Here is an 8,874-nt window from a genome sequence, read left to right as displayed (position 1 = left end):
TCATGACGTCGCGCGCAGCGTCCGTCAAGGATGGCCGTCGCTCGCTCGAACCTCACGTGGTCTGTTGCCAGGCCACGCCTTGACGGACGCGAGCACGGCGTCATCATGGCAGGCGCAGACCATCCGGGCGGAGCAAAAAACTGCCGTCACTTAATGGTTGCTACGAGAGCTGGGGCGGAGCAAACAGTCTCACCCCAATTTGAACAGCACCTGCAAAAACTCCTCCACGGCCTTGCGCGCTTCGGCGGCTGTCTTCGGATTGCCGCCGACATGCGGGTTGAGCTCGACACAGGCGTCCTTGTAGGAGAAGGGCGCGTTGGTATCGCCGTTCATCAACACGCCGCCGTCACCTTCCTTGATATGGCAGTTGCGCACGGTTTGCGCGTTGGCGGACACAGTGACGGTGTTGAGGCCGAGCAGGCCGCTGTCGAACCCATGTGCACTGTCACGATATTCGGTCAGCACCACGTCGCGCCCGACCGCCTTGAGCCGCTCGACGAAAGCCCTGCAGCTTTTCACGGGATTGTAGTCGTCGGGCGCGCCGTGGAAGATGCGGATCGGTCGCGCGACGACTTCGCTATCGCCAACATAGGTCGTCGAGCAATCCGGATAGAACGGGATATAGGCCGCGAACTGGATGCCTGACTTATTCCACAGCTTGTTGAAGCGCTCGAGGCTCGCATAGAGCGTCGCCTGTCCGCCGCGTGAAAAGCCCATCAGCACGATGCGGTCAGGATCGACGCGGGGATGCTTCGCTAAAATCTCCAGCGACCGGTAGATGTCCACGATCAAATTGAGCCGGCCCAGCAAGGCCTGGTTCGGCCCAACCAGCGTCAGGCCGCGCCCTGTAAAGCCGTCGACCACGAAGGTGGAGATGCCCATAGCGTTGAACGCGTGCACCCAGGCTTCCGTGGTGGCGCCGACGCCGCTCGAGCCGTGCATCAGCACCACGACGGGGAGTTTTCCGGTCCCTTGCGCGACGCGCAGTTCGCCCGCGACCGTCACCGGCTTGCCGGCCGCCGCATCACCACTGAGGAATTGCTGGTCGGAGAGGGTGAGCGAGGGGATTGGATAAATCTCGGCGCGGGTGGCGACCTCTTTCGGAAGCGATTGTGCGTTGGCGCCAATGCCCGCGAACAGAGTCGATATAAAGAGCGCCACAGCAACGCGGAATGCCCTCGGCATCGGATCTCCTCTCGTGATTTTGATCGGGTGCAACAACAGGCTCGCGCGCTGGAACGATCGTCGTGGACATTGCGTGATGCTTGCGCCAGACATGAGGACCGCCGCCGTACCAACTCGGCTCACTCAACATTGGCGCCTGATCGTGGGTTCGGAGCAAGCCTGAATCGGCTGGCCTGGTCAACCGGGTTGGACGGCAATTTGCGGGCGACGGCCAGGATCGGGCGCTCCCGCCGAGAGGGGCGAAGCCGAACCCGGCCTGTCCTGGCGATGCCCCTGACCATGCTCGCCTCCCAGGCAAAACTTTGTAATTCCTTGCGCTTTCACGCTGCGGCAGGGCAGCCCTGCGGCGCCGAAAGGCGCTTTCCGGGCCGCAAAATGCCGTGTTAGAACCCCGGCATCGCTTAAGGCTTAAGAACTGGCGGGAGCAAATGAAACACATCCTGGACGCCCTTGAAGATCGTCGTGCCGGTGCCAAGCTCGGCGGCGGGGAGAAGCGCATCGAGGCGCAGCACGCCCGCGGCAAGCTGACCGCGCGCGAGCGCATCGAGCTCCTGCTCGACAAGGGATCGTTCGAGGAATTCGACATGTTCGTCGAGCATCGCTCCACCGAGTTCGGCATGGAGAAGAACAAGATCCCGGGCGATGGCGTCGTCACCGGGTGGGGCACCGTCAATGGCCGCAAGACCTTCGTCTTCGCCAAGGATTTCACCGTGTTCGGCGGCTCGCTGTCCGAGACGCACGCGCTGAAGATCACGAAGCTGCAGGACATGGCGATGAAGGCGCGAGCGCCGATCATCGGCCTCTATGACGCCGGCGGCGCCCGTATCCAGGAGGGCGTCGCCGCGCTGGCCGGCTATTCCTACGTGTTCCGCCGCAACGTGCTCGCCTCGGGCGTGATCCCGCAGATCTCCGTCATCATGGGCCCCTGCGCCGGCGGCGACGTCTATTCACCCGCGATGACCGACTTCATCTTCATGGTGAAGAACACCAGCTACATGTTCGTCACCGGCCCCGACGTCGTGAAGACGGTAACGAACGAGGTCGTCACGGCCGAAGAGCTCGGCGGCGCCTCGGTGCACGCCACGCGCTCCTCGATCGCGGATGGCGCCTTCGAGAACGACGTCGAGACGCTGCTCCAGATGCGCCGTCTGATCGACTTCCTGCCATCCAACAACACCGACGGCGTGCCGGAATGGCCGAGCTTCGACGACATCGGCCGCATCGACATGTCGCTGGATACGCTGATCCCCGACAATCCGAACAAGCCCTACGACATGAAGGAGCTGATCCTCAAGGTCGTCGACGAGGGCGATTTCTTCGAGATCGCGGAGGCGTTCGCCAAGAACATCGTCACAGGCTTTGGCCGCATCGCGGGCCGCACCGTCGGGTTCGTCGCCAACCAGCCGATGGTGCTGGCCGGCGTGCTCGACAGCGATGCGTCCCGGAAGGCCGCGCGCTTCGTCCGTTTCTGCGACGCCTTCAACATCCCGATTGTCACCTTCGTCGACGTGCCGGGCTTCCTACCGGGCACCGCGCAGGAATATGGCGGCCTGATCAAGCACGGCGCCAAGCTGCTGTTCGCCTATTCGCAATGCACCGTGCCGCTGGTGACCATCATCACCCGCAAGGCCTATGGTGGTGCCTTCGACGTCATGGCCTCCAAGGAGATCGGCGCCGACATGAACTACGCCTGGCCGACCGCCCAGATCGCGGTGATGGGCGCCAAGGGCGCGGTCGAGATCATCTTCCGCAGTGACATCGGCGACCCCGACAAGATCGCGGCGCGAACCAAGGAATACGAAGACCGGTTCTTATCGCCGTTCATCGCCGCCGAGCACGGCTACATCGACGACGTCATCATGCCGCATTCGACAAGAAAGCGGATCGCCCGGGCGCTGGCGATGCTGAAGGACAAGAAGACGGAAATGCCGGCGAAGAAGCACGACAATTTGCCGTTGTGAGGGCACGCAGCCCGGATGAGCGCAGCGACATCCGGGTCTTTGCCCAAGCCCAGCATGTCGCTTCGCTGATGCGGCCCACCAACTTCTTCTGAATTCGCATGACCGAAGACGATCCGATCGATGAGATCTCCGATATCGAGGCGCGGATCGAAGCGCTCGCCGAGATAGCCGAGCGGTGCCGGAAATACATTCTGGCGTCCAAGATCGCCATCGGCGGCGGGACCGCGCTGCTGCTCGTCACGATCCTCGGTCTGTTGGGATTAGGCCAGACCGCCGCGCTCGGATCGATCGCTCTGGTGTTGGGTGGGATCGTCTCGCTCGGCTCGAACGTCAGCACGTTGCGGCAGACGGACGAGGCCATCAGTGCTGCGGAGGCGCGTCGTTCGGCGCTGATCGGAAGCATCGATCTTCGCGTCGTTGCCGATACGCCGCTGAAGCTGGTGTGACGCGACGCGTCGCACGCCCCTACGCCGCAGTCCTGAGCGTCAGCACCTGCAACTCCGCGCGGCATTCGGCTGCGAAGGCCTGAAGGCGTTCCGCGGTTTGCTGGTCGAGGATCGCCTTTGCCAAGCGCTCGGCGCGGGCAATCTGTTCTTTGAGATACGCGATACGGGCCATGGGTCACCTTTCGCCTCGAATAATTTGAGGCTAATTGCTTCGTTCCGATGGCTATGAGCGTACGCTTACCACCGGGTTAATGATGTGCGGCAGGTCACGCTCGGCGGGCCGCATCCCCCGCGGCGAAATGCGCCATCTGGTCCGCGCGGGCTTTGAGGAAGGCCGGGCGGGCCGTGGCCCGGGCGAGGTAAGCGCGGCAGGCTGGGTAGCTCGCAAGTCCCTCGAAGCGGTCGACGGGGCGCAGCACGTCCGACATCAGGATGTCGGCGACGGAGAAGGACCCCGCCAACCATTCGCGGCGGGCCAGCACCGGTTCGAGATGCTTGAGACGAACCGTAAGGAACCCGTCCAGGAATTTCCATGCTGGCGTGCCGTCCGCATTGCCCATGAAGTTCAGCATCGCCCAGGGCAGGCTCGCCATCTCCACCGAATTGAGCGCGGCGAACACCCATTTTGTCGCCTCGCTGCGGCAGCGCGGATCCGATGGCATCAGCTTGTCGCTGCGCTCGCCGAGATGCAGCAGGATCGCGCCGCTCTCGAAGATCGAGAGGTCGTCATCGGTCAGCCACGGCACCTGGCCGAAGGGCTGGTGCGCGAGATGTGCGGCGCCGCGGTCCTCGAACGGCACGCTCGCGACGCGATAGGGCAAAGCGGCTTCTTCGAGCGCCCAGCGCACACGGAGATCGCGTACGAAACCCCTGGGCATCTCGGGAACCCAGTCGAAGGTGGTCAGCGTGAGGTCGGCCATGTCGTCTCTCCGTGTCTTGGCTCAGACCAAGGACGAGCAAAGGGCACGCATTCCGACACCGGTGACAACTGTTTTTGTCGCCGGCGAGTGAAGCGGCTAGTCTTCGCTCAAACAATGGGAGGAAACCCGATGCCATCAGCGTTCTTCGTCGTCCGCGCCACCGTCACCGACGCGAGCAAGCGCGCCGCCTTCGACAGATGGTACGAGACGGAACATCTGCCCGATGCGGTGAGGGCGTTCGGCGTAGCCAAGGCCTGGCGGTTCTGGAGCCTGGACGATCCCTCGCTGCATCAGGCCATGTATCAGTTCGATGACGAGGCGAAGCTCGCGGCGATGCTGAAAGGTAATGCGCTGAAGCGCCTGACGGCCGACTTCAACCGGGACTGGCCCGAAGTGACGCGCACGCGCGAGACGCTGGTGCTGGCGCAGGAGTTCGCGACGTAGGCGACAGGCGATACCGTCCGCTTCTCATCGAAACTGAACGCATGATTCAGCTTCGGTTCATGTCGTCACCGCGACACTTCCTCGGCATCACGGGCACGATGATCCAAGAGGAAGAAGCCATGGAGCGCCGAAATTTTTTGAAACTTGCACTGGGGGTGACGGCGGGAGCCGCCGCCTTCGCTGCGACCGCGCAGGCCGCGCCGCTGTCACCGCAGCCGCTCACTGATCCCACCCGCATGCCGCAAGGTCACTCCGACGCTCATCCCGCAGTCACCACCAGCGAAGAAGCCGGGCAGGTGAAGCCTGAGCAGGTGCACTGGCGTGGGCGCGGCCGGCATTGGGGCTGGCGCCACCGCCATTGGGGTTGGCGTCGCCGGCGCTGGCACCGCCGCCGTTATTGGTAAGCCCGCGGCAACCGCGAATTGGACCGGGGATCGCCGCTGGCGGTCCCCGTCTCGATTCGGGAGGCGCTCAAGGGAGACCGTCGACTAGCGCCAAAACGAAATTGGCCGCGCAGGCGGTCCCGCGCGGCCATTTTGCAATGCGAAAGGATCAGAACGGACGGCAGCGGCCGGCGTACCAGCGGAAGCCATAGGGGCACGCGCGTGCGCGGGGCACCACGACGACCGGCGCCGGGGCGACCACTACGGGCGCGGGGCGCACAACGACTGCCCCGCGCATCGGACGGCAGCCGCCATAGGGGCCACGATACCAGCCGGGGCCGCAGCCGCCGGCGGCGCTGGCCGCTTCGCTGAAACCGACGACCGCGCTGGCGAGCATGGCGGCGGCGAACAGGTATTTCATTTGATCTTCCTTCTGGTCCTTCGGGAGAGGCTTAGGGGATGGCGCTTGCGGCGAACAATGAATCAACAGACACGATTCGACACGTTAAATCGGGGGCGTGCCGACACGTCGCGATCCAAGCCTGCCAATCATGACCTGAATGCGGCATGAACATTGCTCCGCATGCCGCTTCACGCGATGGCGACGGCGCTAGCGGCCAAGAAACTCCAGCACCAGCTCCCGATACTTCTCCGGCGCCTCCAGGAAGACGAGATGGCCGGTGTCCGGGATCACCTCGGCCCGCGCATTCGGCATCTTTGCGGCGAGCACTTTCGCGAGCTCGGCATTCTGCCCCATCTTGGCGCGCAGCGCCTCCGGCGCGCTCACTCGTCCCGGCGCGTTGTGATCGTCGGCGCCCATTACAAACAGCGTGGGCAGTGTGATGAGCGGGATCTCGTGTGCCACCGGCTCGCGATAGATCATCTGGCCGGAGCTGACGAAGGCACGCAGCCAGCGCGGATAATCGGGGCTGCCCTTGATGTTGAAACGGGCATCGATGAACGGGGTGATCGCCTCCGGCGGCAGCTTGATCGAATAGTTGGTCTGGAGCTGCTTGCGATAGCCGTCCGCCGTGAGCTTGTCCTCGGTCTCGATCATCTTCTCGGTCGGCGTCGGCGGCACGTAGAGGCGGTAGTCCTCCAGTCCGATCGGCGCGGTCAGCACCAGATGGGCGATGCGGTCGGGATAGGCGCGGGCGATGCGCACACCGAGCATGCCGCCGAGCGAATGAGCGACGATCTCGGCCCTGTCGATCTTGAGATGATCGAGCAGCGCAATCGTGTTGCGCGTCAGCGTGTCGAAATGGAGTTCACCCTGCGGCTTGGAGGATTTGCCGAAGCCGACCTGGTCCGGCACGACGACGCGATAACCCGCCTCGCTCAGCATCTTGATCACGGGGGCCCAGTAGCTCGACGGGAAATTACGCCCGTGCAGCAGCACCACGGTGCGGCCGTTCGGTTGCGCGGCAGACACGTCCATATAGGCCATGCTGAGCTGCTCGCCGTCATTGACGAGCGGCAAAAGGTGCACGGGATAGGGATAGGCAAAGCCTTCGAGCGCGACGCCGTAGGGCTCGCGCGGCGCGGTGTCGGCGCGGGCGGATGTGAGCGGGAATGCGAGGAGGGCGGCGCAGAGCGCGGCCCGGAGGAAGCGGTTCATTGGGGGTCTCGTGTTTGGAGCCGTCATTCCAGGGCACGTCGACGACGCGAAACCCGGAATCTCGAGGTTCCGAGTTCGCTGCTCCGCATCGCCCCGGAACGACAATGCGCATAAAGTGATGGATGGCCGGGTCAAGCCCGGCCACGACAACAATGGGAGTTCACACGGCATTGTGTGCCGTCACGCAGCTTGCGTGATCAGTCCTTGCCATTCCCGAACAGCGCAGCGAACTGTTTCTCGCCGGTGCGGGTGAAATTCACAACGCGGCTTCCGGGCGTGGCGTCGCGTGCGGCCCATTTGAGTTCGGCGAAGCGCTGCATCATGGCCGCCCCCAGTGTGCCGGCGAGATGATGCCGCCGCTCGCTCCAGTCGAGACAGGCCTTGCACACCGGGCGGCGCGGATGGGTCAGCATGTCGGGCGAGATCTGCAAATGCTTGGCGAGGAAGCGCTCGCCCTCCGCCGTCAGCTCGATCTCCTGCTTCTTCTGCCTGACCAGCTGCCGCGCGCGCATGGTGTCGAGCATCTGCACGCCGAGATCGCCGGCGAGATGGTCGTAGCAGATCCGCGCGCGCCGCAACGCCGGATCCTTCGGCCCGGTGCGCACGCGCATGTGGCCGGTCCGCGCGGCAAGCCCCGCCAGGCCCTCGAGCACGCCGGCGACGTCGTCATCGGTGAGGCGGTAGTAGCGATGCCTGCCCTGCTTCTCCGGCTCGACGAGGCCGCCGGCCTCGAGCTTCGACAGGTGCGAGCTCGCAGTCTGCGGCGTGATGCCGGCCTCCTGCGCCAATTCGCTCGCGGTCAGCGCACGGCCGTTCATCAGCGCGGTGAGCATGTTGGCGCGCGCGGGATCGCCGACCAGGGAGGCGACCATGGCGATGTCAGGACCTGATTTCATGCTTCGATGGTAGCCGAAGCATCAACGTCCGGCAAGGAGGTAGGTTTTCACCAAGTCGTCATTGCGAACGACGGCGAAGCGATCGTCACTACTTGACCCTCATCCTGAGGAGCGCGCCTTTGCGCGCGTCTCGAAGGAGGAAGGCCCGGCTGGTGGCCTCGCCCTTCGAGACGCCGCGCACGCGGCTCCTCAGGGTGAGGGGCTGACTTTGGTGATCGCTGCGCTCGCAAAACGACGGAAACACAGGAGCCCACCATGTCCATCACCGTCTTCATCCGCTACCAGCTTGATCCATTCAAGCGCGCCCAATTCGAGGAATATTCGAAACGCTGGCTCACCATCATCCCGAAATGCGGCGGCGAGCTGATCGGCTATTTCATGCCGCATGAGGGCACCAACAACATCGCCTTCGCGCTGATCACCTTCGAGAGCCTGGCCGCCTATGAAGCCTATCGGGCGCGGCTGCGGCAGGACACCGAAGGCATGGCGAACTTCCATTTCGCCGAGGAGAACAAGTTTATCCTCGCGGAAGAGCGCACCTTCCTGCGCAAGGTGGTATTGTAGGCCACGACATCGTTAGCAGGAGACGCCCATGATCGCTGTGATCTTCGAAGTCTGGCCGAAGCCGGAACACCGCCAGGACTATTTCGACCTCGCGGCCGATCTGAAGCCGATCCTGCAAACCATCGACGGCTTCATCTCCGTCGAGCGCTTCGAGAGCCTCACCGAGAAGGGCAAGATCCTGTCGGTATCGTTCTGGCGGGATGAGGCGGCCGTGCAAGCCTGGCGCAACACGATGGAGCATCGCCGTACCCAGGCCAAGGGCAAGGCGAAGATCTTCGCCGATTATCATTTGCGCATCGCCAGCGTCATCCGTGACTACGGCATGAATGATCGCGAGCAGGCGCCGAAGGACAGCCGCGCCGTGCACGACGCACATTAGCGCTGCCCCGGGCGCGCCCTTGCGCTGCCCGGCGCGCACTAGCGCTGCCCGGGCGCGCACTAGCGCTGCCCTGAATGC

General features: G+C 64.1%; 12 protein-coding genes. 6 read left to right on the top strand and 6 right to left on the bottom strand.

Annotated features, from left to right (window positions below; all coding sequences use genetic code 11):
* Nucleotides 1-189 precede the first annotated feature (189 nt).
* The gene (locus tag IVA98_RS33915; protein WP_247356639.1) at nucleotides 190-1,185 is read right to left on the bottom strand and encodes a dienelactone hydrolase family protein; all 996 of its coding nucleotides are present in this window, start codon (nucleotides 1,183-1,185) and stop codon (nucleotides 190-192) included.
* Between the two features lie 428 nt (nucleotides 1,186-1,613).
* Here IVA98_RS33915 and IVA98_RS33910 point away from each other — a divergent pair, with 428 nt between their 5' ends.
* Both IVA98_RS33910 and IVA98_RS33905 read left to right on the top strand, forming a co-directional pair.
* Complete coding sequence (locus tag IVA98_RS33910) at nucleotides 1,614-3,146, top strand: acyl-CoA carboxylase subunit beta (protein ID WP_247356637.1); 1,533 nt, start codon at nucleotides 1,614-1,616, stop codon at nucleotides 3,144-3,146.
* Between the two features lie 98 nt (nucleotides 3,147-3,244).
* Nucleotides 3,245-3,592, top strand: a complete 348-nt coding sequence (locus tag IVA98_RS33905; protein ID WP_247276201.1) for a hypothetical protein — start codon at nucleotides 3,245-3,247, stop codon at nucleotides 3,590-3,592.
* Nucleotides 3,593-3,611: 19 nt separating this feature from the next.
* Here IVA98_RS33905 and IVA98_RS33900 read toward each other — a convergent pair whose 3' ends face one another.
* Complete coding sequence (locus IVA98_RS33900; RefSeq protein WP_247276202.1) at nucleotides 3,612-3,764, bottom strand: hypothetical protein; 153 nt, start codon at nucleotides 3,762-3,764, stop codon at nucleotides 3,612-3,614.
* A gap of 94 nt (nucleotides 3,765-3,858) precedes the next feature.
* Nucleotides 3,859-4,512, bottom strand: coding sequence for a glutathione S-transferase family protein (locus IVA98_RS33895; protein ID WP_247301142.1), 654 nt, complete (start codon nucleotides 4,510-4,512; stop codon nucleotides 3,859-3,861).
* A 129-nt stretch (nucleotides 4,513-4,641) separates the two neighbouring features.
* Between IVA98_RS33895 and IVA98_RS33890 the strand changes: the two genes are divergently transcribed.
* Nucleotides 4,642-4,956 (top strand): hypothetical protein, encoded by a 315-nt coding sequence (locus IVA98_RS33890; protein WP_247301141.1) that lies wholly within the window; start codon nucleotides 4,642-4,644, stop codon nucleotides 4,954-4,956.
* A 119-nt stretch (nucleotides 4,957-5,075) separates the two neighbouring features.
* A complete protein-coding gene (locus IVA98_RS33885; protein ID WP_247301140.1) occupies nucleotides 5,076-5,360 on the top strand; it encodes a twin-arginine translocation signal domain-containing protein in 285 nt (94 codons plus the stop codon).
* Between the two features lie 148 nt (nucleotides 5,361-5,508).
* Here the strand turns inward: IVA98_RS33885 and IVA98_RS33880 are convergent, their stop codons facing one another.
* From IVA98_RS33880 to IVA98_RS33870, 3 genes are all read right to left on the bottom strand, one after another.
* Nucleotides 5,509-5,760: a GCG_CRPN prefix-to-repeats domain-containing protein gene (locus IVA98_RS33880; protein WP_247301139.1), complete on the bottom strand. Its 252-nt coding sequence runs from the start codon at nucleotides 5,758-5,760 to the stop codon at nucleotides 5,509-5,511.
* 189 nt (nucleotides 5,761-5,949) lie between these two features.
* The gene (locus IVA98_RS33875) at nucleotides 5,950-6,957 is read right to left on the bottom strand and encodes an alpha/beta fold hydrolase (RefSeq protein WP_247356635.1); all 1,008 of its coding nucleotides are present in this window, start codon (nucleotides 6,955-6,957) and stop codon (nucleotides 5,950-5,952) included.
* Between the two features lie 197 nt (nucleotides 6,958-7,154).
* The gene (locus IVA98_RS33870; protein WP_247276208.1) at nucleotides 7,155-7,853 is read right to left on the bottom strand and encodes a winged helix-turn-helix domain-containing protein; all 699 of its coding nucleotides are present in this window, start codon (nucleotides 7,851-7,853) and stop codon (nucleotides 7,155-7,157) included.
* Between the two features lie 255 nt (nucleotides 7,854-8,108).
* On the opposite strand from IVA98_RS33870, the gene IVA98_RS33865 reads away from it, so the two are divergent.
* Nucleotides 8,109-8,417, top strand: a complete 309-nt coding sequence (locus tag IVA98_RS33865) for an NIPSNAP family protein (protein WP_247356633.1) — start codon at nucleotides 8,109-8,111, stop codon at nucleotides 8,415-8,417.
* A gap of 28 nt (nucleotides 8,418-8,445) precedes the next feature.
* Nucleotides 8,446-8,796 (top strand): antibiotic biosynthesis monooxygenase family protein, encoded by a 351-nt coding sequence (locus tag IVA98_RS33860; RefSeq protein ID WP_247356631.1) that lies wholly within the window; start codon nucleotides 8,446-8,448, stop codon nucleotides 8,794-8,796.
* Nucleotides 8,797-8,874: the final 78 nt, after the last annotated feature.

The sequence above is a fragment of the Bradyrhizobium sp. 160 genome, from assembly GCF_023073735.1.
In the GTDB taxonomy this organism is placed as follows: Bacteria; Pseudomonadota; Alphaproteobacteria; order Rhizobiales; family Xanthobacteraceae; genus Bradyrhizobium.
Note: the sequence above shows the minus strand (reverse complement) of the source record. Positions and strands in the feature narration are given on the sequence as shown.

Bases quoted from the DNA above. Each gene is read 5' to 3' on its own strand.
- IVA98_RS33895 (WP_247301142.1), bottom strand. From the start codon at position 4,512: ATGGCCGACCTCACGCTGACCACCTTCGACTGGGTTCCCGAGATGCCC.
- IVA98_RS33915 (WP_247356639.1), bottom strand. From the start codon at position 1,185: ATGCCGAGGGCATTCCGCGTTGCTGTGGCGCTCTTTATATCGACTCTG.
- IVA98_RS33910 (WP_247356637.1), top strand. From the start codon at position 1,614: ATGAAACACATCCTGGACGCCCTTGAAGATCGTCGTGCCGGTGCCAAG.
- IVA98_RS33880 (WP_247301139.1), bottom strand. From the start codon at position 5,760: ATGAAATACCTGTTCGCCGCCGCCATGCTCGCCAGCGCGGTCGTCGGT.
- IVA98_RS33890 (WP_247301141.1), top strand. From the start codon at position 4,642: ATGCCATCAGCGTTCTTCGTCGTCCGCGCCACCGTCACCGACGCGAGC.
- IVA98_RS33900 (WP_247276202.1), bottom strand. From the start codon at position 3,764: ATGGCCCGTATCGCGTATCTCAAAGAACAGATTGCCCGCGCCGAGCGC.
- IVA98_RS33905 (WP_247276201.1), top strand. From the start codon at position 3,245: ATGACCGAAGACGATCCGATCGATGAGATCTCCGATATCGAGGCGCGG.
- IVA98_RS33885 (WP_247301140.1), top strand. From the start codon at position 5,076: ATGGAGCGCCGAAATTTTTTGAAACTTGCACTGGGGGTGACGGCGGGA.
- IVA98_RS33860 (WP_247356631.1), top strand. From the start codon at position 8,446: ATGATCGCTGTGATCTTCGAAGTCTGGCCGAAGCCGGAACACCGCCAG.
- IVA98_RS33865 (WP_247356633.1), top strand. From the start codon at position 8,109: ATGTCCATCACCGTCTTCATCCGCTACCAGCTTGATCCATTCAAGCGC.
- IVA98_RS33875 (WP_247356635.1), bottom strand. From the start codon at position 6,957: ATGAACCGCTTCCTCCGGGCCGCGCTCTGCGCCGCCCTCCTCGCATTC.
- IVA98_RS33870 (WP_247276208.1), bottom strand. From the start codon at position 7,853: ATGAAATCAGGTCCTGACATCGCCATGGTCGCCTCCCTGGTCGGCGAT.